This is a genomic window from Vibrio sp. 2130-1, assembly GCF_033339515.1.
In genome coordinates this window covers 277619-302701 of the sequence record NZ_JAWOUT010000002.1, presented here as the reverse complement: position 1 = coordinate 302701, position 25083 = coordinate 277619, and the positions used below count along the sequence as shown (strand labels likewise).

18 protein-coding genes and 1 pseudogene are annotated in these 25083 nt (G+C 43.8%); 10 read left to right on the top strand and 9 right to left on the bottom strand.

Annotated elements, in window-relative coordinates; genetic code table 11:
• Nucleotides 1-186: 186 nt before the first annotated feature.
• The 3 genes from R7Q09_RS03935 to R7Q09_RS03925 all read left to right on the top strand — a co-directional run bounded on the left by R7Q09_RS03935 (nt 187) and on the right by R7Q09_RS03925 (nt 3461).
• Nucleotides 187-2127 (top strand): ATP-binding protein, encoded by a 1941-nt coding sequence (locus tag R7Q09_RS03935; RefSeq protein WP_213917140.1) that lies wholly within the window; start codon nt 187-189, stop codon nt 2125-2127.
• Nucleotides 2124-2621 carry a response regulator gene (locus R7Q09_RS03930; RefSeq protein ID WP_318070525.1) on the top strand — a complete coding sequence of 166 codons (498 nt, stop codon included), beginning with the start codon at nt 2124-2126 and terminating at the stop codon, nt 2619-2621. The genes R7Q09_RS03935 and R7Q09_RS03930 overlap by 4 nt, the downstream gene beginning before the upstream one ends.
• Nucleotides 2622-2912: 291 nt before the next feature.
• Nucleotides 2913-3461, top strand: a complete 549-nt coding sequence (locus R7Q09_RS03925; RefSeq protein ID WP_005378006.1) for a hypothetical protein — start codon at nt 2913-2915, stop codon at nt 3459-3461.
• Nucleotides 3462-3652: 191 nt separating this feature from the next.
• On the opposite strand, the gene R7Q09_RS03920 is transcribed toward R7Q09_RS03925, so the two are convergent.
• A complete protein-coding gene (locus R7Q09_RS03920) occupies nt 3653-4240 on the bottom strand; it encodes a TfoX/Sxy family DNA transformation protein (protein WP_170893872.1) in 588 nt (195 codons plus the stop codon).
• A 369-nt stretch (nt 4241-4609) separates the two neighbouring features.
• Between R7Q09_RS03920 and R7Q09_RS03915 the strand changes: the two genes are divergently transcribed.
• From R7Q09_RS03915 to R7Q09_RS03895, 5 genes are all read left to right on the top strand, one after another.
• Nucleotides 4610-5530 carry an HDOD domain-containing protein gene (locus tag R7Q09_RS03915; protein WP_025766846.1) on the top strand — a complete coding sequence of 307 codons (921 nt, stop codon included), beginning with the start codon at nt 4610-4612 and terminating at the stop codon, nt 5528-5530.
• A 146-nt stretch (nt 5531-5676) separates the two neighbouring features.
• On the top strand, nt 5677-6582 hold the full coding sequence (locus R7Q09_RS03910; RefSeq protein ID WP_025766847.1) for a lysine exporter LysO family protein: 906 nt from the start codon (nt 5677-5679) through the stop codon (nt 6580-6582).
• 208 nt (nt 6583-6790) lie between these two features.
• The gene (locus R7Q09_RS03905) at nt 6791-7303 is read left to right on the top strand and encodes a hypothetical protein (protein WP_025766848.1); all 513 of its coding nucleotides are present in this window, start codon (nt 6791-6793) and stop codon (nt 7301-7303) included.
• Nucleotides 7304-7514: 211 nt separating this feature from the next.
• Nucleotides 7515-9161 (top strand): pyridoxal-dependent aspartate 1-decarboxylase PanP, encoded by a 1647-nt coding sequence (panP, locus tag R7Q09_RS03900; protein ID WP_318070524.1) that lies wholly within the window; start codon nt 7515-7517, stop codon nt 9159-9161.
• 311 nt (nt 9162-9472) lie between these two features.
• Nucleotides 9473-10327 carry a MurR/RpiR family transcriptional regulator gene (locus tag R7Q09_RS03895; RefSeq protein ID WP_005378021.1) on the top strand — a complete coding sequence of 285 codons (855 nt, stop codon included), beginning with the start codon at nt 9473-9475 and terminating at the stop codon, nt 10325-10327.
• Nucleotides 10328-10403: 76 nt separating this feature from the next.
• On the opposite strand, the pseudogene R7Q09_RS03890 reads toward R7Q09_RS03895, so the two are convergent.
• Nucleotides 10404-11647, bottom strand: a pseudogene (locus tag R7Q09_RS03890) (iron-containing alcohol dehydrogenase).
• Nucleotides 11648-12024: 377 nt separating this feature from the next.
• Between R7Q09_RS03890 and R7Q09_RS03885 the strand changes: the two are divergent.
• Together R7Q09_RS03885 and R7Q09_RS03880 are read left to right on the top strand one after the other, a co-directional pair.
• The gene (locus R7Q09_RS03885) at nt 12025-12291 is read left to right on the top strand and encodes a GrxA family glutaredoxin (RefSeq protein WP_005378026.1); all 267 of its coding nucleotides are present in this window, start codon (nt 12025-12027) and stop codon (nt 12289-12291) included.
• Between the two features lie 175 nt (nt 12292-12466).
• On the top strand, nt 12467-14149 hold the full coding sequence (locus R7Q09_RS03880; RefSeq protein WP_005378028.1) for an aspartate:alanine antiporter: 1683 nt from the start codon (nt 12467-12469) through the stop codon (nt 14147-14149).
• Nucleotides 14150-14227: 78 nt separating this feature from the next.
• On the opposite strand, the gene fabV is transcribed toward R7Q09_RS03880, so the two are convergent.
• The 7 genes from fabV to R7Q09_RS03845 all read right to left on the bottom strand — a co-directional run bounded on the left by fabV (nt 14228) and on the right by R7Q09_RS03845 (nt 25021).
• Entirely contained in the window at nt 14228-15430 is a 1203-nt protein-coding gene (gene fabV / locus R7Q09_RS03875; protein ID WP_005388648.1) for an enoyl-ACP reductase FabV, read from the bottom strand.
• A gap of 174 nt (nt 15431-15604) precedes the next feature.
• The gene (locus R7Q09_RS03870) at nt 15605-17887 is read right to left on the bottom strand and encodes an acyl-CoA dehydrogenase (RefSeq protein ID WP_318070523.1); all 2283 of its coding nucleotides are present in this window, start codon (nt 17885-17887) and stop codon (nt 15605-15607) included.
• Between the two features lie 71 nt (nt 17888-17958).
• Nucleotides 17959-18594 carry a TetR/AcrR family transcriptional regulator gene (locus tag R7Q09_RS03865; protein ID WP_005378033.1) on the bottom strand — a complete coding sequence of 212 codons (636 nt, stop codon included), beginning with the start codon at nt 18592-18594 and terminating at the stop codon, nt 17959-17961.
• Between the two features lie 715 nt (nt 18595-19309).
• On the bottom strand, nt 19310-20461 hold the full coding sequence (gene nhaA / locus R7Q09_RS03860) for a Na+/H+ antiporter NhaA (RefSeq protein WP_005378034.1): 1152 nt from the start codon (nt 20459-20461) through the stop codon (nt 19310-19312).
• Nucleotides 20462-20791: 330 nt separating this feature from the next.
• Nucleotides 20792-21916, bottom strand: coding sequence for a lipocalin-like domain-containing protein (locus tag R7Q09_RS03855; protein ID WP_042521997.1), 1125 nt, complete (start codon nt 21914-21916; stop codon nt 20792-20794).
• Nucleotides 21916-24369 carry an ABC transporter permease gene (locus R7Q09_RS03850; protein WP_005378038.1) on the bottom strand — a complete coding sequence of 818 codons (2454 nt, stop codon included), beginning with the start codon at nt 24367-24369 and terminating at the stop codon, nt 21916-21918. The genes R7Q09_RS03855 and R7Q09_RS03850 overlap by 1 nt, the downstream gene beginning before the upstream one ends.
• Entirely contained in the window at nt 24350-25021 is a 672-nt protein-coding gene (locus R7Q09_RS03845; protein ID WP_005378040.1) for an ABC transporter ATP-binding protein, read from the bottom strand. Before R7Q09_RS03845 ends, R7Q09_RS03850 begins: the two co-directional genes overlap by 20 nt.
• Nucleotides 25022-25083 lie beyond the last annotated feature (62 nt).

Sequence of the window (25083 nt, the reverse complement as noted above, 5' to 3'; positions counted from 1 at the left end):
AACGTCACTTATTAGATATTTTCGGTCAGTCTACCCCAAACCACCTGCGGAGAAAACATTGAGACAAATCAGACTATTGATGCTTATTCTAGCCCATTAATCAGGAATCATACTTGGCTCCCACTCATCATGCCCTTTTATTGTTAAAGTTTGCGTGGCGAAGTTTTAACCGGAGCTAAAACATCTGTGAATCGTTATGCTGTGTTGTGTCTCGACAACAACCCAATCAGTGCTGAACAGTTTCGATTGGAGCTGTCTGCCTTCTCAAGTAAGTTTGATATTTTTTCTGTCGAATCGATAGAAGAGGCTCAAAGCGCTTTAGAGTATCTAGAAGAAAGAGAACAGACTGTTGCTTTAGTTATAGCGAGCCATCACGCTCATTTTAACGGCGTGGATTTTCTTATTGGTTTAGACCGGATGCCACATACCGAGCAAGCAAGAAAAATTCTTATTAGCTGCTCGTCTGATATAGAGGCAATTCTCACTGCCGTTAATGAGGGCAGGCTCGACCACTGCCTCACTAAACCTTTGCCAGATCACGTCTTATTTAACACAGTGCAAAAAGAGCTGACCCAATTTATCTTGCGAAATGGCAAAGAAGACCTGCTAAGTTACAGTCAAATATTGGATCATCACAGCTTGTTGCGAGCGCACATCAATAACCAGATGAGCCATTATCAAGCCGGATTCTTACACGACTACCACTCGATGTCTGATGCCGAGTTAGCCGAGCAAGTGATCTCCGCTCTCCAGCAATTTTTCAAAGATAATGACGAAACAAGAGCGTGCCGTACATACTCACCTGAACACTTATTAACCGTGGAAGGCGAGCCAAATTGCTTTTTGTGGTTTATCACCGAAGGTGAAGTGGCTCTGTACAAGCGCGATGAGCAAGGCATGCAGCGAGAGGTTGTACGCCATAACAAAGGGAATATTGTCGGAGGCATGTCGTTTGTTACTGGGGAATGTTCTTTCTCGACAGCTCTAACACTAACCAAAACAGAAGTTATCAAACTCGATCGCAACGTATTCAATAAAGTGATGCAAAGCGACTCAAACTTACTGCCTCTTTTTACAAACTTGCTCTTACGCCACTTCAACCGCCGATTGCAAAGAAGCATCAACACCAAACTGCAACTTCAAAAAACGCTCGAATCTTTAGAATCAGCCCACCAGCAGCTCATTGAAAGAGAAAAAATGGCGATGCTTGGTCAATTGGTTGCGGGAGTGGCCCACGAACTAAACAATCCAGTAGCCGCGATATTAAGGGGCGTAGAGAATTTAACGCATACACTAGAACGATTACTTAACGATGCGCCCAGTTCCGATATACAAAGCAAAGGCATTGAATTACTGAGCAAAGCGCAAATCTCAAAACCCGCTTCAACCGCCGAGCTCAGATCACGCGTAAAAGCGCTTAGCCATATACTTCCAGACAGAGCATTAGCAAAGAAAGTGGTGAGCCTTGGTTTAGAATCCGATCACGAGCTACTTACCCAACTAACGAGAAAGCAGCAAGCGTCTTATCATGCTCTCAATACACTAGAACAATACCACAAAGCAGGTTCTACACTTCGCTCAATTAATGTCTGTGCAGCACGAATTGCTGATATGGTAAAAAGCCTGAAAGGATATGCTCGGTCAGATGATGAAACCCTGCACTATGCTGATATTCATGAAGGTATTGAAGACACCTTGGTGATTTTCGAGAACAAATTAAAAATGCACCAAGTTTCAACCGACTATGCAAACTTGCCTTCCATCCTTTGTCAACCGATCGCACTCCAACAGGTGTGGACGAACTTGGTCTCTAACGCCATTGACGCATTTCCAGAGAAAGGTGTGTTAAACATACAAACACGCCTTGTAGAAAAAGAGCACACACATTATGCCGTTATCTCATTTGAAGATAATGGATGTGGCATTCCTGAATCGCAAAGAGACGCCATTTTCGAGCTGAACTTCACCACAAAAAAAGAAGGTAATTTTGGCTTAGGCATCGGGCTGTCCATCTGCCAGCAAATCGTAACAGCACACAGAGGGTGGATTGACGTCGAATCAGAGATCGGCCAGTTCACACGAATGACCGTCTGGTTACCAGTCATCGAAGAAGGAGATGAAACATGACCAAGTATCTAATTTTATGTGTCGATGACGAACGAGAAGTCTTGGATAGCGTGCTCCAAGATCTTGCTCCCTTCGAGGAGAACTTTGTCGTCGAAGGAGCGGAATCGGTGACTGAAGCTCGGCAAGTGATTGAGGAGATGGCGGAAGAAGAAGTTCAGCTTGCGCTCATTTTATGTGACCACATTATGCCGGAACAAACTGGGATCAGCTTCTTAATCGAACTCAGTCAAAATGGTGACACAAAAGCAGCGCGCAAAGTTTTACTCACAGGACAAGCTGGTTTGGAAGACACCGTAGAAGCCGTAAATAACGCGAGTCTCGATTATTACATTGCCAAACCTTGGAAAGGTGAAGCATTGAGAACAGCAATCGTGTCTCAGCTTACCGCGTTTGTGATTGAGAATGATGATAACCTGCTATCCTGGACTCAAATCCTTGATTCTGAGGCAGTCCTCAACGCCATGGCAGAAAGAAGAGCAAGCTTTGGCGAGTAATAAAGTGTTTGGTTCTAACTTGAACTCAACGATGCTCATTGAACCACCTTACCTTGCATAGTAGAACGAGGTTAGAAAAACATCGTTACTTGTTCGAGTGAAACCCTCGGACACTACGTATATGGCATAGTTTTTGCTTAAACCAAGGAACTATTAAGTTAATTGACAAAACATCGACACATTTTTGTTGGTCGTGGACCTTCCTTTTTATTATGATGTCGGACAAATCAGATTACGGTTCAAGTGGTTGCTTGAATCCATGGAAATAATGAACAAGGTTTATCGTTAGTTATGCGTAAAACACTATTAGCCGCTGCCTTACTAGTGGCATCAAGCCATGCCCTAGCTGCAAACGATCGCAATGCGCCAGCAACTATGAGCAACTTTAGCTACGACTATTTCGAAGCACGTATTGGCGCAAGTCCTGTGACATTTGGTGCTGGATTCAGCAAATCAATTCACCCGAACGCGCATGTTATTGCTCGTATTGACTCTGAGTTTGAAAGTGATTTTGACTCAGCTGCAGGCTTTGGCTTCCATTCTCCGCTAAACAACTGGGCAGATCTTACTGGTGAAATGCTAATGCGCGTTGTACAACCTTCGAATGAGAGCAGCACAGATGTTGGTATGGAGCTTAACTTAGGTGTTCGCCAATGGTTAGGCCCTCAATTAGAAGTAGGCGGCAAAGTCGGCTACGTTTCTATCGATAACGATGACGATTGGACTGGCTCTGCCTACGCTCGATTCCACTCAACAGAGCTTTTCTCTTTGGGTGCTGAAGCACGTATCAACGATTTTTACGGTGATCAGGTAATGTTCACTACGCGTTTTAAGTTTTAAGATTTGTGCTGTAAGAAAAGAGCAAATTAAAAAACAAAAACCGAGGTCTCTGCCTCGGTTTTTTGTCTAATTTAATGACTAACTCAATGAAGTGGTGAAAAACTTCAACGTCCTTTTTCCGCTTTTCACACTTGCCTTTACGACCCGCTAACTCCATCGAAACGAGTCAATCATTGTGCGATCAGCTTCGCTTAGTCACACAGTGCCAATAACTGTTTTTTACGCGGCTCTTGGATCAGTTTCCAATGTACGCCATCAGCTGCACCAGCAAATTTCCACAGTAGCTTTACATCAACATCATTACCGTAAGCCGTTTTAACTTTGTTGAAGACTTTTACAGGTCCAAGTTCTAAAAAGGTTTCTACGTCATCAACACCGGCTTTCTTGACCATACGTTCAAGGGTTAGTTGCATGTTGGGTAAGTCTCTTAAGCGTCTACTGGCAGAGGACTTTTGATATTTCCGTTCCTTAATTGAGTATTCAATTGATTTCTGTACCAGTTCATCAAGCCCTACATATCCGGATTCGAATAAATCGGTTACATCATAATAATTTACTGTTGCCGTCGTCTGTTTTTTGACGTGCTTATACTTCTCACAGCTCAGTTGAGTAAACACTTCATCTAGCCCATTACCACCACGTAAGTAGCAGCAATCATTGCTGACAAGCGCAAACATAGCATCATCGGTGAATAAACCAATACCACCGAACATAGAACGTTTTTGGTACTCACTGAAGGTGCGTACATATTTAAAAAAAGCTTGGTCTGTCATGTCCATTGACCTCTTTAATCTGAATAAATTACCCCGATTAGCGATGTCACCAGATAAACAGCAGCTTATAGCGAATTATAAATGTCGATTTGTTGGCGATATTTTTGTGAGTTGTGCTCACCAACTTGCTTAATCATACTTAACGTTGAAAAATAAGTTAGGACATAGGTCACATATAAAAAAGTATAAATTCTGCATACGTGATTAGTTTCACACTTATTGTTCGTGTGGTGATATTTTTTTGACGCATAGCATGCCTAAAACGCGCCATCATTATGATCTCGCTGGCAATTACGGGCACATAATACGCATTTAATTGATAAAGAATACGCTGTAAGGGTACACTGTACGAAAGATCTCAAGTACAGCGTCACAATGGAACATTTATCATTTTTTTGGCTGCCAAATAATAAAGATAAGCTTATAAACGCACTGGAATCCGAGTTTGCTCAGCTGGTAGAACAGTCCATCTCCACGGGTAAGATTTCGTTACCTCCTATTCCTGATGTCGTGCTTAAAATTCAGCAGTTATGTGTCGAAGAACACACCACGATTGCCGATGTTGCTAACTGTTTATTGGAAGATCCCGGATTAGCAGCGGTCGTTTTACGAGTCGCTAACTCTGTGATTTTCAATCGCAGAAATATCACCTGCAACGACTTAACTACCGCGGTATCTCGTCTCGGAATACTTCGTGTACGTGATATTGTTACCGCACAAGCGATTGAGCAACTTAAACACTCAGTTAATCTCACTAAAGAATGCAATGCTATCTTGGTGAAGAGTGCCGCGATATCGCGTGAGCTCGGTGCCGTCATGGTGATGTTGGTTCAATCGTTTCGTAGCCACGAGCCAGGCACTTATGGCCATCTAGAGCAAGAAAAGGCGTTATTGGTCGGTCTATTAGCCGATATTGGGTTATTTTGCCTAATTAATGAGTACCACTTGTACTTAGATAGGGGCAATTACTTAGACCCAGATATTGCATTGCAGATCTTCCAAACACGTTGTTCTGCCACAAGTAAACTGGTACTTGAGCGTTGGGGGTTTGACAACGACTTCAGAGAAGTATCCTCAAACGAAAAATACGAATTAACGCGACCAGAAGTGAGTTATCTCGACATCGCTAGAATTGCGCATCATTTATTGATGTTCCGCAATCACGATGAACGCATTGACGAACATGAAGTTGAATTCAACTTAACTGGTGCAGAAGTCTTGTATGAACTTAGTAACATGAGTGATACTGACTTCAATGATCAAATCCGAGCTGTACTCAATGCTAGCGGTTTGTAATTTATCGCTTTCTGATAATACCTTATCCGTGATAAAACGATTCGCTCAAGGCTGAGCTGTGTGTGGTGAAATGTCTTTAATTTCAACCGATAGATAATTTGATTTATGCGTGTTGATGTTATCTCAAAAAGGAATCATTGAGCTTTATGTTTTCAGGGATGCTATTTATTTTCGCTCCGCTTGTGGTGGGGTATCTAATTCCTATATCTCGATCTTCGTTATTGGAGAAGATCAATCAGTCAACGTCCTACCTTATTTACGTCATTTTGTCGTTGATGGGTCTTAGTTTGGCGGCGCTCGATAATTTAAGCAGCAACTTACAAAGTATTCTCCTCTATGCGAGTACGTTTTTTTTGTGTCTAAGTGCCTGCAACCTGTTGGCTCTGCCTATTATTGATAAAATTATTCCACTCCAGACCAATCAGAATCAAAAGAAGCTACCGTTATCTTCGATGGCTTTAGAGTCAGTTAAGCTTATCGTGGTCGTTGGCGGAGGGTTAGTGGTTGGCCTGCTGTTACCCATTGATTTGAGTTGGGTAGATACAGCAAGCGAATGGATACTCTTTCTACTTCTATTTTTTATTGGTATTCAGCTGCGCAATAGTGGGCTTACTCTGCGTCAAATCCTATTAAATAAACAAGGAATGGCCATTGCAGCCGTGGTCATCGCAACGTGTATGCTTGGTGGCGTTCTTGCAGCGGTGTTTTTGGATCTTCCTCTTTATCAAGCACTCGCAATGGCTTCAGGTTTTGGCTGGTATTCACTCGCAGGTATTTTAATGGGTGACGCTTTTGGTCCGGTATTTGGTGGCGCGTCGTTCTTGATTGAATTGATGAGAGAGCTAGTCGCACTGGTTGCCATTCCTCTCTTTATTCGTAGCTATCCGTGCACCGCAATTGGTTATGCCGGTGCAACAGCAATGGACTTCACCCTACCCGTTATTCAAACCACCGGTGGTGTGCGTTGTGTTCCTGTTGCTATCGTTAGCGGCTTTATTTTGAGTTTATTGGTACCAGTTATGATGCTTTTCTTTGTATCACTTGCTAGCTAGATCTCAGGTTTTCGCTTTAACATCCATTACAATACGGCAAAAATTTAAATACCCAGTTAACGTCAAAGTGGTCAATATTTTTTGGCAAGACCCCTCTTTCTTTTCGTCATTCAGCCCAACGATTTGTCACGACCAAATAGAAAGAAGGGATAAACATCAACTGATGTGCATTGCGTTAATAAAGGGATAACAACCAGAAGGAAGAAGAATGAAACGCTTTGTCGTTGCAGCGCTCCTCGCTACAAGCTCAACTTTTACGATTGCCGCAGATCAACAATGTCTTGCTAGCAAATACGATGGCTACGTCGATGCCTCACTACAGTGGTATCAAGATCTTGTTGATTTGACGGTTACCCAATATCCAGATCTGAAAGAAGTTAGTCAATGGTTCTTGGATGGACGTAAACATCACTTTGAATTAAACCGCGAAGCGGTTCACTACTTTCTAGAGAACGACCCTAGCCGCGTTGCGACGGAACAGCCAATCGAAGCATGGTTAAAACTAGAGCAACATGACGTTAAGCAGTTAGCGACCCGAAGCGATAAGTTAGGTGAAGTTGCAAAACAGACATTTAGCGACCGTCAATCAACTAACCACCCAAAAAACTACGAACTTCGTTCAGCATTCGCTGATCTGCTTAGTCATCCCCAACAAATTGATACCGCACTTAATAAGTACAATCAGTCAATAGAAAAGATTGAAAAGCAGAAATGTGACTAAGATTGCTCGCATTAGTCGTTGATTAGCATTCGAAAACACTAGAATGTTTTAACGTACTCAATCTAGAATTTTTTAATGTGAATATCGTAACCTTCACCTAAAATTTTCATTTCTACAACTTGGGTTTCAACAATTAAAACGGGACTTTGCGCCCGTTTTAGTTTAGATTGTGCCGCTCGCATTACCAAAATAACTACAAAGATTCTTTGCTATGGTTAAGGAACAAAAAACCGCTGATGTTAGCTTTGAGAGCTTGCTAAAGATCTTCACTGTCCCAGAAGGTCCGGACTCAACGTTAACTAAAATTGACGAGAGCCTCTCGCGAAATCTAAATCAATTTCTTCGTGAACACATCGTGGCAGAAGAAAAGCCTTTACGCGAAATCGAAAAAGACTTTTCTTCTGCTCAGATTCCTGAGCAGCCAGAGTTCGTGTCAGATCATACAGAGCACTTACTCGACACTTTGGTGTCGCACTCAGTTCACACATCTTCACCAAGCTTCATTGGTCATATGACATCGGCACTGCCTTATTTCTTGATGCCACTGTCAAAGATCATGATCGCCTTAAACCAAAACCTGGTAAAAATAGAGACTTCCAAAGCCTTTACGCCACTTGAGCGTCAAGTTTTGGGTATGCTGCATCGCTTGATATATGGTCAGAATGATACGTTTTACAATCAGTGGATGCACAGTGCAAACCACTCATTAGGCGCATTTTGTTCCGGCGGCACCATTGCCAATATCACTGCGCTTTGGGTAGCACGTAACAAAGCGTTAAGAGCCAATGGCTCATTTAAAGGCGTGGAAAAGGAAGGCCTTTTTAAAGCCATGAAGCACTATGGCTATGATGGCTTAGCGGTGCTAGTGTCTGAGCGTGGTCACTACTCCCTTAAGAAAGCAGCCGATGTATTAGGGCTAGGCCAGGAGGGTTTGGTTGCGGTTAAAACCGATACCAACAACCGCATTGTTATCGACGACCTGAAAGCGAAAATTGTTGAGCTCGAAAAACAAAACATCAAGCCTATTGCTGTTATTGGTGTGGCTGGCACAACAGAGACAGGTAATGTTGATCCATTGCCTGAAATCGCTGAAGTCTGCCAAGCTCACGGCTGTCACTTCCATGTGGATGCCGCATGGGGTGGCGCAACACTTATGTCTAACCATCACCGTCACCTTCTTAAAGGTGTGGAAATGGCAGACTCAGTAACTATTGATGCGCACAAGCAGCTCTACATCCCGATGGGCGCTGGTATGGTTCTGTTCAAAGACCCTGACGCAATGAAATCCATAGAGCATCACGCTCAATATATATTGCGCAAAGGTTCAAAAGACCTAGGCAGCCATACACTAGAAGGCTCACGTTCGGGCATGGCGATGTTGGTCTACGCCGCAATGCACATCATAAGTCGCCCAGGTTACGAGCTTCTGATTGACCAAAGCATTGAAAAAGCTCGATACTTTGCGGATTTAATCAAACAGCAAGATGATTTCGAGTTAGTTTCTGAACCAGAGCTTTGTCTGCTCACATACCGTTATTTGCCGCCATTCATCCGTGAAGTATTAGCACAAGCAGAAGGCTCACAAAAAGAACAACTGAATGAGCTGATCAATGAGTTAACACAGTTTATTCAAAAGCGTCAGCGCGAAACGGGCAAATCGTTCGTTTCACGTACAAGACTGAACCCAGACCAATGGCAGCGCATGAATACGATAGTGTTTCGAGTGGTTTTGGCAAATCCACTGACTACAAAAGAAATTTTGAGCTCAGTGCTTGATGAACAACGCGAAATCGCCAAGCAAGCACCAAATTTGATGAAAAGAATTCAACAGCTGGTTGTTGATATTCAATCGTCTTAACGGCCAGATCGAGTTACATCAATTTGAAATTTTTTTTCGTTTTGATGTAACTCAAACATCATTATCGTACGACTAGCGCAACAAAACTTCGTTTACACATCCAATTCTGTAGTTTTTACAACATTTTGTTTGAGGCCTGTCAAATTCTCACTAAATAGTACCCGTTATTGGTTTAGACTGATTGAAGATCAGGTTTATACTGATTCTATGGCGCTGGTTGTTTTCGTTAACGCCCCACTCTACTCCGGAATCTTCGTGTTTCCTTTCGTTAGCAGAGCCAGCGAGTTGTTCTCTATACCCTCGTGAACACTATGAATACATTAGAAAAAATTCAAAAAAACCTGGAGAATTTCAGTAAGTCAGAGCGCAAAGTTGCGGAAGTAATTATGGCGTCTCCACAAACTGCAATTCATTCAAGCATTGCAACGCTGGCTAAAATGGCCGACGTTAGTGAGCCCACTGTAAACCGCTTCTGTCGTCGTCTGGACACCAAGGGCTTTCCAGATTTTAAGCTTCACTTGGCACAGAGCCTAGCCAACGGCACCCCTTACGTTAACCGTAATGTGGAAGAAGACGATGGCCCGGACGCGTACACCCATAAGATTTTCGAATCGACGATGGCGTGTTTAGATGTCGCGAAAAATAGCCTAGATCCAATGCAAGTGAACCGTGCGGTCGATTTGCTAACGCAAGCGAAGCGCATTTCATTCTTTGGCCTTGGTGCATCATCTTCTGTTGCCCGAGACGCACAAAACAAGTTTATTCGCTTTAATATTCCAATTACTTGTTTTGAAGATATTGTTATGCAGCGCATGAGTTGTATCAACTGCAGTGATAATGATGTTGTGGTTCTTATTTCTCATACCGGTCGAACAAAGAGTCAGGTAGAAATAGCGAACCTTGCTCGTGAAAATGGCGCAACGGTTATTGCGATTACAGCGAAGGATTCTCCTCTAGAAAAGGCAAGCTCGCTGGCCATCACGCTCGATATTCCAGAAGACACCGACGTTTACATGCCAATGGCGAGCCGAGTTGTACAAATGACAGTGATTGATGTGCTAGCAACTGGCTTCACTCTTCGCCGTGGTACTGGTTTCCGTGAGAACCTAAAACGCGTAAAAGATGCGTTGAAAGACAGTCGCTATGACAAACTAAGCCAGTACTAAGCACTAAAGCTTAGTCAATACTTTATCTAGGGGAGCTCAAGTCTCCCCTTTTGTTTTAATGCAGCTAAGGGAGCAATCATCCTAAGTCGTTGACACTCGATAAGTCCGTTCTTGATTCCAGTACTTCAACAGAACTGACATGTTGTGCACTCTCAGCTGCGCACTCTCCGCTACAATCACAGACTTGCTGCAATATGTGTATCAAACGTTCCTGATTAAGAGGTAAAGGATTCCCTTTGATTGCCATTGATTTAAGCGCATCATTGCCACTTGCTCAAAAGAGGTTTGGCATACTCCAAATTGAGCCAGTAGCGGTAACGCTAACTTATCTAGCACCATATTTACCCAAAGAATTCCATCGTGTTCGTTAGCATTTACTCGCTCAGTGACTAATTGGGCCAGCTTGCGATAACGACTTATCACATCATTCCTACCCGCGAGTTTAGCGGCGTTAATGTTCTCCTGCATCACGTGCGGAGCTAGGCGAGCCGTAATAACGCTATGGGGGGCGTCTAACTTGCCTCCTAACGCCGATGCTAACCCATGAGCGGCACCTAATTTGGCATTAGTAATCGCCATACCACCAAGCAATGCAGCGAACGATAAATCAGAGCGCGCCTTATGATTATCTTGCTTACAAGCGGCAATCACTGAACGGCTTAAACGGCGTAGCCCCTCTTCGCAGACCATATCAGTAAGAGGGTTTGGCTCACCACACACATACGCTTCCATTAAATGAGTGAACGCATCCATTGCGCCACGTCCAGATGTGTATTGGTCGGTCCCGTAAGTAAGTGTCGGGTCTACAATGGCAACGTCTGCGAGCATATCAGGGCTTCGAAGACTCACTTTCACTTTATCTTGTCCAGATTTCAGCACAGCATTTCTGGTCACTTCTGAACCGGTGCTTGCTGTCGTAGGAATTGCAATAAAATGAAGAGGCTTTGCTTTTAAAGGGACGCTTCTTCCTACCACTTCTACGTAATCGTAAACATTGCCTTGATTGGGAATAATGGCAGCTAAGGCTTTGCCCATATCGATGACGCTGCCACCACCTATCGCAACCACCATATCAGGTTGGAATTTTCTACCGAGCACTGCGGTCTCTTCTACCATCGTGATGTATGGTTCACCAACGATAGCTACGTGCTGGTAACGCATATTTTGAGCTTTAAGATATTGGATAATGGGGGCGGCTCGTTGGGTATCCTGCCCAGTAACCAGCAAAACACTGTAGCCAAATTGGTTAATAACGGATAATGAAGATTGAAGTGCACCTTCACCAAATATAATCCTTGTTGCAGTCATAAACTGAAACATACACACCCTCCCAAAAGAATATACCCAAATAACCTCTCGCCCTCTGATTTAACACTTATGTAAGAGTTGAAGTTATTTGCGTATAGCCAAAATAGATTGCTATTTTTTTAAACAAAAAAAATTGACCAATTCCACCTTGCCATCATTAACCCTTTAGAATGTATGTTTTTTATGCGTCACTTCACATACTTCAGAGTCGTAAAATAAGCACGTGCGTTTAGTTTTTATTCGATAGATTTCACCTATAGAACCAAGAGGTAATTGCCGCTTTATTTCCGTATCTGGATCGGGCATAGTTACTCCAACAAAAGAAAGCGCACTCAGCCGCTATGTTTTGTACGCTTTCAAAAAAGAATAGATTTAGGAGAAATAAGATTATGTTCGTTGTTATCTTTGGTCGCCCTGCATGTCCTTTCTGTGTTCGTGCAAAAGAGCACGCAGAAACGCTAAAAGCAAAACGTGATGACTTCAACTACCGTTACGTTGATATTCACGCTGAAGGTATTTCTAAAGCAGATCTTGAGAAAACAGTTGGTAAACCAGTTGAAACCGTTCCTCAGATCTTTATCGACCAAGAGCACATCGGTGGCTGCGACGAGTTCGAAGCATACGCGAAAGAGCACCTAGGTCTATTTGACGAGTAATAAAGACTGTTTTCAAAAAAGCCGCTTCATGCGGCTTTTTTATTATTTTTCAGCTGGTTATTACGTTAAGTCAACTAATGGTAAAACCTAAAAAAATTCACTTATCTTTTTGCTATATTTAGTTACAATTCACAGTTCTTAATCTTTTTTGGCACACACTCTACCGAGCCACACAGTGAACATAGACGTCGTATACCTTCTCGAGCAAAACCCTATCCTTCTAATCTTCGTCGTATTAGCCATTGGCCTTGCCATCGGAAAAATTCGATTTGGCAAATTACAATTAGGCAACTCTATTGGCGTTCTTATTACCTCTTTGGTAATGGGCCACCTTGGTTTCTCATTTAATGCAGAAGCTTTAACCATTGGCTTTATGCTGTTTATCTACTGCGTTGGCATTGAAGCTGGACCAAACTTTTTTGGTATATTCTTCAGAGATGGTAAGCATTATTTTATTTTAAGCATGACTGTTCTCGTGTCTGCGGTCAGCTTAACGTATGGCTTGAGTCACTATTTCGGCCTCGATTTTGGCTTATCCGCCGGTATGATGGCAGGCGCATTGACCGCAACGCCAGTACTGGTTGGTGCACAAGATGCTCTTAACTCTGGCCTTGCGACTATACCGCGGAATATGGAATTTTCTCTGGTATTAGAAAATCTATCCGTAGGCTACGCGATGGCTTATCTGGTCGGCTTAATTAGCATGATCATGTTTGCTAAATTGTTGCCAAAACTGCAAAAACAAAACCTTTCTGATTCCGCGCAGCAAATCGCACAAGAGCGTGGCCTTGGAAATTCAAGCCAGAGAAAAGTGTATTTACCCATTATTCGAGCTTACCGAGTGGGCCCAGAGCTAATTGACTGGACTGATGGTAAAAACTTACGAGAACTGGGTATTTATCGTCAAACTGGCTGTTACATTGAACGAATCCGCCGAAATGGTATTCTCGCCCACCCAGATGGTGATGCTATCTTGCAAGAGGGAGATGAAATTGCACTGGTTGGCTTCCCTGACAGCCATGCTCGCTTAGACCCTAGCTTCCGTAATGGTAAAGAAGTATTCGACCGTAACTTGCTTGATTTACGCATCGTTGAAGAAGAAATCGTCGTAAAAAGTGACGCAATCGCTGGTAAGCGTTTATCGGATTTGAATTTGTCTGAGTTTGGCTGTTTCTTAAACCGCGTAGTTCGCGCTCAGATTGAAATGCCTATGGACTTAGACATTGTGCTCGCTAAAGGGGACGTCCTTCAAGTGAGCGGCGAGAAAAGCCGAGTACATGGACTGGCGGAAAAAATCGGTTTCATCTCGATCCACAGTCAAATGGCCGATTTGCTCGCTTTTTGTAGCTTCTTTATTTTGGGTATTCTGTTTGGCCTCATCACAATGACGTTCGGTCAGGTGTCTTTCAGTTTGGGTAATGCGGTGGGTCTTCTGTTGTCCGGTATTACGCTTGGTTTCTTACGAGCAAATCACCCTACTTTCGGTTATGTCCCACAAGGGGCGCTGAATATGGTCAAAGATCTAGGGTTAATGTTCTTTATGGTCGGAATTGGTCTAAGTGCAGGTGGAAAGATGTTCGAGCACCTAACGCAAGTAGGACCAAAAGTCATTGGTTTGGCATTTATTGTCAGTGTTGTGCCTGTAGTTCTGGCTTACTTAGTTGGCGCACACGTACTCAAGATGAACCGTGCCCTGCTCTTCGGTGCCATTATTGGCGCCCGTACTTGCGCTCCGGCTATGGATGTCGTTAACGACTACGCTAAGTCCACCATCCCTGCCCTTGGTTATGCGGGTACCTATGCGATTGCGAATATTTTAATGACGTTAGCTGGTACGATTCTGATAATACTAAGTTAATACTCACTTTGACTATGAAATATAAAAAGGCGCTCAATGAGCGCCTTTTGTTTATTGGTTATCTAGTCTGTGATTCGATTAGATTTGAATGAAGTCTGCTTCAACTGCTGGATTCACATCCGCTTCGTAATCTACGCCTTCAACGCCGAAACCAAATAGTTTCAAGAACTCTTCTTTGTACTCAACGTAGTCAGTCAGCTCTTTTAGGTTCTCAGTCGTAATTTGAGGCCATAGCTCACGACAGTGCTGCTGAATGTCGTCACGAAGTTCCCAGTCATCCAGACGTAGGCGGTTCATCTCATCAACTTCTGCCGCGCTACCGTCTTCTTTGTATAGACGTTGGCTGAACATACGGTAGATTTGTTCCATACAGCCTTCGTGTACACCTTCTTCGCGCATTTTCTTGAATACCATTGCGATGTACAGTGGCATAACAGGAATTGCAGAACTCGCCTGAGTTACAACAGATTTAAGTACCGCAACATTGGCACTGCCGCCTGTTGCTGCTAACTTGTCGTTTAGCGCTTTCGCTGCACGGTCTAGGTCCATTTTTGCTTTACCTAGTGCACCATCCCAATAAATTGGCCAAGTTAGCTCAGTACCAATGTAGCTGTACGCGACGGTCTTACAACCTTCAGCAAGAACACCAGCATCAGACAACGCATTGATCCAAAGTTCCCAATCTTCACCGCCCATTACAGTGACAGTGTCTTTGATTTCTTCTTCTGTTGCAGGCTCAACGCTAGCTTCGATGATCACATCTTTGTTGGTATCAACAGCCGTTGATGTGTAAGTTTCACCGATAGGTTTAAGAGATGAACGAACTAATTCACCAGTTTCTGGCATTTTACGTACTGGAGATGCCAGTGAGTAAACCACCATATCGATTTGACCTAAGTCTTCTTTGATCAGCTCGATAGTTTTCTGTTTCGCTTCATTTGAGAAAGCGTCGCCGTTTAAGCTTTTTGCGTACAGACCTTCTTCACGCGCTAGCTTTTCAAAAGCAGCGGCATTGTAAAAACCTGCTGTACCTGGTTTCTTCTCAGTACCTTCTTTTTCGAAGAAAACACCGATAGTTGATGCACCGCCACCAAATGCCGCAGCGATACGAGAAGATAGACCGTAGCCACTTGATGCACCAACAACAAGAACACGCTTAGGTGCGTTTTTGATTGGACCTTGCGCTTTGGTGTACGCAATTTGTTCTTTTACGTTAGCTTCACAACCAACAGGGTGCGTTGTAGTACAGATAAATCCACGAATTCTAGGTTTGATGATCATATTCAACTTCCTTTAAAAAACCTTGTTAGGATAAAAGTTTCGTTGGGATTTCGCATCTAATTTCTGTAAAAATGCTCTTAAAAGGCAAGTGGTTGGAGCACTATCCCACCATCCACTCCCCAAGAATACAAAAAAGCACCTCATTGAGGTGCTTTTCTTAACATTAGTTGTCTATTATGCCGCCGGATTCAACTGCGACTTTTTTGGGCTATGAGTTCGCACTTCAGAAAAGTCATGACTAAAGTGGTCAACTTGAATCGCCTTGTAGCGCAATTTATCTGCAGCCATGATTTGATCAATTTCTTGCTCAGTTAACACGCCTGCTTCAAATGCTTGCTGCAAACGGTCATGCAGCAGACCTTTACGAGCCACTTTACCATCCTTCGCAGCCTTCATAAGTTTACGCTCCAAAGGTTTAATGTCGTACATTGCAAGGAATGCATTCTCCATTAAGCCTACGCTGTCATCCTCTGATTTTCCGATGTAGCACAGATGCGTGAGGCGATCACGTTGCGCGCCTGGTGTCATCATCGCTTCAGCCAAATTCACACACAGCTCATCACTTGGCTTATTGAAATGATTACCAAGCGGGAACAATAGCCCCTTAAGCACACCGCCAACGTATTTCACAGGGAAGTTGGTGTAAGCCTCATTTAATGACTTAGAAGCGTTATACAAACAGTGTTGAACAGCGTAATGAACGAAGTCTAGATCGCCTTGTTGACGGCCTTCATCTTCATACTTTTTCAAGGCAGCAGATGCCATGTATAGATAGCTTAATCCATCACCCAAACGTGCGGAGATCATTTCTTTACGCTTCAAGTCTCCACCTAAGGTTAACATCGCAAAGTCTGCACTTACTGCAAGTGCACGACTGAGACGAGTAATGTCTTTGTAGTATTGCTGCGTTGGGCCACTCATGTGCGCGTTAATAAATCGAGAACCAGTTAGTGCTGCACCAAATGCACCGAATGTATTACCGAGCGCGTGCTTGATGTGTTTAAAGAGTAAGTTGTCAAATTCTTTCGCACCTTGTTCAGAATCTGGATTCGCCGCGGCTTCCATTTCTTTTAGAACATATGGGTGACATCGAGTCGCACCTTGACCAAAAATCATCAGGTTACGAGTCAGAATATTCGCGCCTTCAACGGTGATAGCAACCGGGATACCAAGGTAATGTTTAGCAAGATAGTTCATTGGACCATCTTGAATCGCACGACCCGCGTGGATATCAAACGAATCATTTAGAATGGTACGCGCGATTTCCGTCATGTGGTACTTGGCAATCGCGGTTACAATCCCAGGTTTTTCTTTCATATCGAGAGAAGTCGTCGTTAGCGTACGCGTCGCTTCTAGTAGGTAAGTAAGACCACCAATGCGCCCCATCGCTTCTGCGACGCCTTCAAACTTACCGATCGACATTCCAAACTGTTTACGCACGTAAGCATAAGCACCTGTTGTACGTGTAGTAAGGTGACCAATCGCGGTGCCAAGCGCTGGGAGAGAGATACCGCGACCAGCAGAAAGACACTCAACCAGCATACGCCAACCTTTACCTGCATAATCAGCGCCACCGATCAACCAGTCCATAGGGATGAAGACATCTTCACCACGAGTAGGACCATTCATAAACGCAGACCCCAAAGGATCATGGCGTTCGCCTATCTCGACACCTTCATGGTCAGCGGGAATCAACGCACATGTAATGCCAACCTCTTTCTTGTCACCAAGTAGCCCTTCAGGATCCTGCAGTTTAAATGCTAACCCGAGCACTGTCGCAACTGGCGCAAGCGTTATGTAGCGTTTATTCCAACTAACTCGCACGCCAAGCACTTCTTTGCCTTCATGGGTGCCGTAACAAACCACGCCTTGATCAGGTATGCCACCTGCATCAGAACCCGCTTCAGGGCCAGTTAGGGCGAAACAAGGGATGTCTGTACCATCAGCTAAACGAGGCAACCAGTAATCTTTTTGCTCTTGCGTACCATAGTGCGATAGCAGCTCACCAGGGCCAAGAGAGTTCGGTACCATTACCGATACTGCGGTACTGATACTTCGAGTCGCAATACGAGAAACAATGGTTGAGTTCGCCAAAGCGGAAAATTCACGACCACCATATGCTTTCGAGATGATCAAAGAGAAAAATCGCTCTTTACGTAGGTACTTCCATACTTCAGGCGGTAAATCCCTGTCTTCTTTGACAATCTTCTGGTCATCAAGCATTTCTAGCAGGGTCTCAAGCTCATTATCCATAAATGACTGCTCTTCTGCCGTCAGTGTAGGCGTTGGATAATGATGCAATGTTGTGAAGTTTGGCTTGCCTGAGAATAGTTCGGCATCCCACCATACACTACCCGCTTCCATCGCCTCTTTCTCGGTGCTAGACAGAGGTGGCAATACTTTTTTGAACACTTTAAAAGCCGGGTCACTAATCCATTTTCTTCGTAGAGAGCTCATAGTTCAGATCCTTTTGTTCACGTAACCGCTCGGGGTATAATCTTATTATTGGTTTAACTTTCTTATTTGTCTTATGCCAACTGCTTTGCTGACATTCCTGCTGACAAATATGGAATCAGTAAATCGACGACAGATTTCACATCGACTTCCTTTTCAAACTTACTTTCTGCCAGCTCCGAAAGAGCTTGGCTTGAAGCCATCGTAAATACACAGGTCCCTAACGTGAAGTGCAGTCGCCAAAACAACTGTTCTTCACATAGTTCCGGGTTCGCCTTCATTATCGAGAAAGTGAAAAGGTTCAGTACCTCTTCGTATCTGGTGGTAATGAACCAGCGTAGATGACCTTGAACGTCTGTATAACCGCGGCCAATTAACAACATAAATAGCGCAGTACCATTTGGGCGTACATCATTTAATGTACGTAAAGGTAATCGCAATGACTCAAAGACATCGTCCATGTTGTAGCTATCGCGCGTGTTTAACTCAATTAATGAAGTCTTAATGCTCGGCATTAGTGCTTCTAAATACCTATCTAAAACCGCTCTAACCAGCGTTTTTTTATCGCCAAAGTGATAGTTTACCGATGCTAAGTTAACGTTAGCTTTACCTGTTATCGTTCTTAGCGAAGTATCATTAAAGCCATGTTCAGCAAAGAGTCCTTCTGCGACATCGAGTATTTTTTCTTTTGTTGATGTTCTCGGGGCCATTTTAATCACTCGTATTAAACAACTGTTTGAAAATATACTCCCGAAACTTAAGATTAACAAATGATTAACATCACACTTTAACCAATTGGTCTGACCAGACAGTAAAAGGTGTGATCTAATCTTTTGAAATTCAATCGAATACTCCAGTGAAGCTTGTCAGAAGAAAACGATCAAATTTCTCAGACCATCGCAATTGAAACGCTAACAATAGCCTTGACGGCTCGGAGTAAGCGACGAGAGTATGAAATACATCTTCGGTTCTAGGGGATATAAAATGAGAAACACCGAAGTTAGTCACTTCACCAAGTTGGTAATCCATCTCGATTTTTCTATTACTTTCGGGTGTGTAAGAAGCTAGAAAGCATTAAGTAGAAATTTTTTGAAAAAAATGGAACTGTTTGGAAAAGGCTCGGTCTGAATATACGTAACAGTTAGGGCATTTGAAGTTTCACTGGCCGTCAAACTTGTTTCCATCTAATTGTTACGTTGCTGCTTTTTTCTTATTAACTCCTATGTTTGTATCCGCCCAGTCAAATTTTCGGCTGGGCTTTTTTCGCCTATAGATTTGCCAAGCGCCTCTTTCGATGATTTGCCCCAACTCCATAAGCTAGACCTTAGTTGGTCACAAAAGTAACCAGCCTGAAGTGGTTGATGTGCCGATCTGCAGACATAAAAAAGCCTCCCGAATGGGAGGCTTTACTAAACAGTGTGTATCTTACGCTTGCGCTTTCTTAGGCAAAGAAAAGTGCAGTAACGCGTAGCCAAGTAACGCGGCTGTCGTCGAGCCCATTAAGATACCTAGTCGAGCATAGGTATCAAACTCAGGGCTTACATTTCCAAACGCTAAAGAGGAAATGAATATAGACATTGTAAAACCGATACCACACAACACAGATACCGCAAAGATATGCTTGAAGTTAATGCCTTCCGGTAGCTTAGCTACACCCATTTTCACAGCAGCCCAACTAAAGGTGAAGATACCTAGAGGCTTACCAACCAGTAGCCCCAAAGCAATACCTAATGGCAGCATTGAAGTTAGGCCTGACATCGATACGCCTTCTAGCGAAATCCCCGCATTTGCAAATGCGAATAGAGGTAAGATACCAAATGCCACGTATGGATGAAGTGCATGCTCCATGTGCTTAAGTGGGGAATGTTCGCCCTGTTTACCCTTAAGAGGAATAGCAAAGCCGATCACTACGCCTGCAAGTGTTGCGTGAACACCAGATTTAAGTACCGCAAACCATAAGATCGCGCCGACTATCATGTATGGCGTCAGTTTCGTCACTTCCTTCGCATTCAACATGAACAGGACACCAGTCATGATGAAGCCAACAAGCAGCGCCATGCTAGAAAGATCACCTGTGTAAAACAGTGCAATAATAACAACCACGCCTAAATCGTCGATGATAGCGAGAGCTAACAAAAATACTTTAAGGCTTACTGGTACACGCTTACCTAGTAGCGCCATGATACCTAGAGCAAATGCAATATCCGTCGCAGCTGGAATGGCCCAGCCAGAAACCGCCTCTGGGTCGTTAGCATTAAACGCAACGTAAATAAGAGCAGGGGCTAACATACCACCAACCGCTGCAATCGCAGGGAAAATTGCGGTTTCTTTTGATTTTAGCGCTCCTTCAAGTAGCTCTCGCTTCACTTCAAGGCCAATAAGTAAGAAGAAAACAGCCATTAGGCCGTCATTAATCCAGTGAGAAACTGACATACCGAATACATAAGTATGCAGTACAGATTGATAAGTTTCGCCCAGCGGTGAGTTAGCAATGGTCATCGCAATTGCCGCTGCAATTACGAGAAGAATACCACCTGCTGATTCCATTTTGAAAAAGTCACGAATGACATCGTTCATGGTTTCGTCCTTATATTTATTATCTTAATAAACGATTAACAAAGAGTGATAAGAGTGTATAGCTGTCGAAAACTTTAGAATAATCGCTTCTTCAGAGTATAAACTTCGGTTTTTTCGATGTTAAGTTTACTATACATCGTATTTTCCAACATGACACTCAATTTTGATCGGAGATCGTATTTGTTTTTGTCGCACCAAATATTTATCAAGATGATGAGAAAATCAGCATAACACGGCTTGTACCATCATGATAACCCCGTACTTTTGAGAAAAAGCTAGGAAGCTTCGCGCACTAAAAAACCACCCGTAGGGGGTGGTTTTCTTCACAACTCAATAGCCTGTCAGCTGCATAAAGCCCCAAGCCTCATTGGAGCCGGAAGCTAAAGTAGGCCCTTCCCAGTAAGGTATTACAAAGGGTAGCCACATATCTGACTTGATAATGCGGGTAGTCAAATTAATTTGATGCTTCGGAATATTGATAATCCACTGCAAAGGTAACCTTCTTCCATTGGATAAACTGGTCACTTGCATTGGTTTAATACTGATATCGTCGTCTGAGAGGTTGATGACTTTACCTGAGCGTGTCGACAACGTGCCAAACACGTGCGGTGTTTGCCCATGGTGACGATAACGGCTAACAGTTAATGCTCGACCATCATCTAAATTGAAAACAAACCAATCCCAGCCTTGTTGCCCCTCACCAATTAAGCCGCTGCCCCACTCTTTTTGCGCCCAAGCAGAACCCGTCACTGAGAATCGCTTACCATTTAAGCTTAAGCTGCCTTTTACTTTTAAAAATGGAGCACTGAAGCTGAAAGAAGCAACAGATTGCAACGCATGTTTAACTTGGAAGCCTTTGTCTCCATTCACGACAAAGGGGCCGCTTGTCATGGTATTGAGCTCAAGTCCAAACGTATCAGTATTCACATTCAAGTTGCCCGGGAAAGGCGTCGCACCGAGCGATCGCCAAGTCCAATTATCAATCCATAACCTGAAAGGACGATTGATCATACCAGCTTGGCCTATCCCACCTCTAGCTACCCGTTGCTCTTTCCATACATGCGAGCCATGACTGACGACAACATGTGAAATGTACAATTGAGGGTTCTGCCAACCGCTGGTTTCTCGCTCGTCCGTCGCAACCCTAAAATAGCTCCATTGAACATTGTAGATCTTGCCTTGCTCATCTTTTAGTTTCGCAAAGTAGTGCCACCATTCATGCTGATACTCGGGATGAAAGCGAAAGTCTGAGGGTAAAGAGACATGCTCATTAGGTAGTACAGGCTCGAAAATCGTTTGATTTTCACGCGTTAAGATAGAATCAAGTTCGCTTTCTCGTGTTGCTGTCGCCTCTAACCAAAAAGTTGAGTAAAAAGCAGCCCCAGTCAGAAAAGCGAACGTAACAACAATGAGCGTTGAAACCAACAAGCGTTTTTTAGAGCCCATTTTTTTCATTACAACGCGTCCCTTAATGACTTCATCGGTGTACTTTTGATCATTCTAATAACAGGCAATGCGCCAGCAACCATGATGGCAAGCATCGCCCAAGCAATAGTTTGAGCATACTCCCATGGAATCGTTTGAAGCTCTAGAGACCAGCCAAATGATTGCTTAATGATAATATCAACGATCAAATGTGCGAGCGCCAAGCCGAGCGGCACTGCAATAATCGCAGAAATGGCTCCGAAGACGAATAGCTGCAAACCACCTAATACGACAAGTTCTTTTCCGGACACACCCATACACCTTAATAAGGAAAAATGCCGCTGCCGTGAAAGTTCTCCTGCCAACGTCGCAAAGAATAAACCAAACACGGCAATAATCAGCGTGATATTGCCCAAGGTTCCTGCTATCGCAAAGGTATGATCAAACACTCTCATTGCTTGGCTATAAATATTACCGTTATCAAACACACGATCTTGCGGGAGACGGAATACATTCTCTAAGCGATTTTTCAGCCCTTCTCCATTGACGTTATCTTTTAATACTACGCCAAGACCAACATTACCCGTACCTGCAAATGCATACAGCCAATTCCGGTGCGACATCATCACCTGGTTATATGGGTTTCCATAATCGTAGTAAACGCCTACGACTTGCCAATCACCACCAAGCGGTTCCTGCAAGTTAATGAAATCGCCAGGGCGGATATCCAACTTCAAGGCCATCGACTCGCTGACCATTAAGCTCTTGGTAGCGTGCAGTTGATACCAGTAATTTGGGACACCTAACTTGACGGTAAGTGAGTCTAGCTCACCTTCAGAAGAGCCCGTACTCACAACTTGCAGAGCACCGTGCTCGGTCGGCATATCTTTTTCCCAACGCCACCAAACCGAGTTCACCTCTGGCTGATTCTGGAGCCATGCGCTCATCCGAGCGGCTGAATTGTTGGTCGGATAGATGTACACATCAGCGGCTAATCGCTGATTTAGCCACTTATCGGTTGTATCTCGAAAGCTTCCGACCATTGTTTCTACACCAATGTTTGCCGCCAGCGCTAACATAAACGCCATCGTAGCCACACCGCGATAGCTCATGCTTGCTGCTGCATCAGCAAAAAACCAACGGACACGAACCCAACGCATGGTATAAGAAAAACTTTGGAACATATGCCACATAATAAATGGCATAAACAACGCCACACTAACCAACATCAGCGCAATAATAGCAAAGCCGGTTTCTTGTGTTTTCGGGGCCTGATATACCGCTATTGCAGCGACACAAAACGCACACGCCGCAAGCGCCTGCCAAGAGAACTCTCTTCCAGCAAATCGCATTAGCGACAGTCGAGAAGAGAGGCGGATTGGTTGTGACTTCAGCAAACGGATTAATGGCCACAGACACGATATCAACGCACCCATCGCTGCCATGATTAGACTGTATAAGCTAGATTGCCATGACCATCCTATGGTTAAGCCTACGTTGGCATCATACAAATCACTCAGGCTCGAAGACACTGCTGGGATAAGCTCATTTGCTAAGATCAAGCCAAAAAAGTTACCACACGCCCACGCAATAAAGACGAGCAAAGACAACTCTAGCAATAAGGCTTGCGCTAACTGTGTTCCGTTAACACCAGTCTGTCTCAAAATACCTACCAAACGTTGTCGCTGGATGAAAGACAGAGACATCGCTTGATAAAAAATAAACAACCCGACCAAAAACGACAGCATTCCCATCGCGGTGAGATTCATATGGAATGCGTTAGTTAGCGACTCAAGCTCAGTACGCGTATTCCTAACAAGCGTCATTCCGTTTGGCAGCATGTTTTTCAGTGCTATTAGCTTTTCCTCTGGCATTTCACCACAAGAAATCGCAGACAAACCTGAGCTCCGCTTGAGCATACGCAACAACGATATATCAGTAACCAGCCGAGTACCCGAAAGCATCTTGTCCTTATCTACTTGAATAGGCCCAAGACGGCTTCCGTCATTCATCTCAATGAAGTCCCCATCCTGCCAACTCATGTAAGCGGCCAAATCTTGACTAACAAGAATAGGATAAGGAGGCTTCATTAGTGATAAAACAGGCATCTCACCTAGCGATTTTCCTTGTTGTAGTGGGATCATCGCGACAGGATCTATCCCCACCAACATCAGGCTCATATCGGTCTTGGCATCTAGATGAAGCACGTCAAACGGTGCACATTGGTTAAACCCAGCTCGACGTAACTGAATATAGAAACCTTGAGGAATTTTATTGGCAGAGTGCTTCGTTCGGATTCGGTATGGCAAAGGATTAGAGAAAAGTTTTTCCCCAGTGGCATAACTTTGTTTTGCATGCTGGTTGATAGAAGTAACACCAACAAGGAGGGACACGCCTAAAGTTAATCCCAGCCAGACAAGAATAATTTGTAGAGGGTAACGACGGTAATGACCGAGTAGTGCCTTAACTACGGGCCATAACATGTAGCTGCCCTCCTTGAAGTCGAATCTTTCCTTCCATATGGGCGGCAACTTTTTCACTGTGCGTCACTAACAGCAAAGTACACTCCAATTGGCGAGCGAGACTCGTTAATAAGCGCATTACTGCTTCTGCGTTTCGCTCGTCTAGGCTACCAGTTGGCTCATCAGCAAGCAGGATTTTGGGTTCCATATAAAGGGCGCGAGCAATCGCCGCACGTTGTTGCTGACCACCAGACGCCTCTTCCGGATAACGTCCTAGCAATGGCATTAAGTCCAAAGCAGAAAGAATTTGACGCCACAACTCTTTATCTTCCGGCAGACCTTTTAACTGACGACAAAAACGAATATTGTCGGCAATATTAAGTGTAGGAAGCAGGTTGAATTGTTGGAAGATATTACCAATATTGTTGCGGCGATAAAGGGTTCTTAAATGCTCCGGTGCTTCATGCATAGCAAAATTTGGAAACTGCACTTCACCAGAGTCAGCAGTATCTAATCCGGCGATTAAATTCAGCAGAGTACTTTTACCCGAACCACTTTCTCCCATCAGAGCAACTTGGTCGCCTTGCTGCAATGTTAATTCTGCCCCTTGTAATACAGGGTGAAACTCTCCCCCGTCTACATAGCCTTTACATAGGTCTGACAGTTTTAACATTGATTATGCCGCTCGGATGGTGTTTAAAAATTGGGATCAGAATCTACACTAAAATCCTGTTA

Bases quoted from the DNA above. Each gene is read 5' to 3' on its own strand.
- R7Q09_RS03930 (WP_318070525.1), top strand. From the start codon at position 2,124: ATGACCAAGTATCTAATTTTATGTGTCGATGACGAACGAGAAGTCTTG.
- R7Q09_RS03925 (WP_005378006.1), top strand. From the start codon at position 2,913: ATGCGTAAAACACTATTAGCCGCTGCCTTACTAGTGGCATCAAGCCAT.
- R7Q09_RS03920 (WP_170893872.1), bottom strand. From the start codon at position 4,240: ATGGACATGACAGACCAAGCTTTTTTTAAATATGTACGCACCTTCAGT.
- R7Q09_RS03915 (WP_025766846.1), top strand. From the start codon at position 4,610: ATGGAACATTTATCATTTTTTTGGCTGCCAAATAATAAAGATAAGCTT.
- R7Q09_RS03910 (WP_025766847.1), top strand. From the start codon at position 5,677: ATGTTTTCAGGGATGCTATTTATTTTCGCTCCGCTTGTGGTGGGGTAT.
- R7Q09_RS03905 (WP_025766848.1), top strand. From the start codon at position 6,791: ATGAAACGCTTTGTCGTTGCAGCGCTCCTCGCTACAAGCTCAACTTTT.
- panP (WP_318070524.1), top strand. From the start codon at position 7,515: ATGGTTAAGGAACAAAAAACCGCTGATGTTAGCTTTGAGAGCTTGCTA.
- R7Q09_RS03895 (WP_005378021.1), top strand. From the start codon at position 9,473: ATGAATACATTAGAAAAAATTCAAAAAAACCTGGAGAATTTCAGTAAG.
- R7Q09_RS03885 (WP_005378026.1), top strand. From the start codon at position 12,025: ATGTTCGTTGTTATCTTTGGTCGCCCTGCATGTCCTTTCTGTGTTCGT.
- fabV (WP_005388648.1), bottom strand. From the start codon at position 15,430: ATGATCATCAAACCTAGAATTCGTGGATTTATCTGTACTACAACGCAC.
- R7Q09_RS03870 (WP_318070523.1), bottom strand. From the start codon at position 17,887: ATGAGCTCTCTACGAAGAAAATGGATTAGTGACCCGGCTTTTAAAGTG.
- R7Q09_RS03865 (WP_005378033.1), bottom strand. From the start codon at position 18,594: ATGGCCCCGAGAACATCAACAAAAGAAAAAATACTCGATGTCGCAGAA.
- nhaA (WP_005378034.1), bottom strand. From the start codon at position 20,461: ATGAACGATGTCATTCGTGACTTTTTCAAAATGGAATCAGCAGGTGGT.
- R7Q09_RS03855 (WP_042521997.1), bottom strand. From the start codon at position 21,916: ATGAAAAAAATGGGCTCTAAAAAACGCTTGTTGGTTTCAACGCTCATT.
- R7Q09_RS03850 (WP_005378038.1), bottom strand. From the start codon at position 24,369: ATGTTATGGCCCGTAGTTAAGGCACTACTCGGTCATTACCGTCGTTAC.
- R7Q09_RS03845 (WP_005378040.1), bottom strand. From the start codon at position 25,021: ATGTTAAAACTGTCAGACCTATGTAAAGGCTATGTAGACGGGGGAGAG.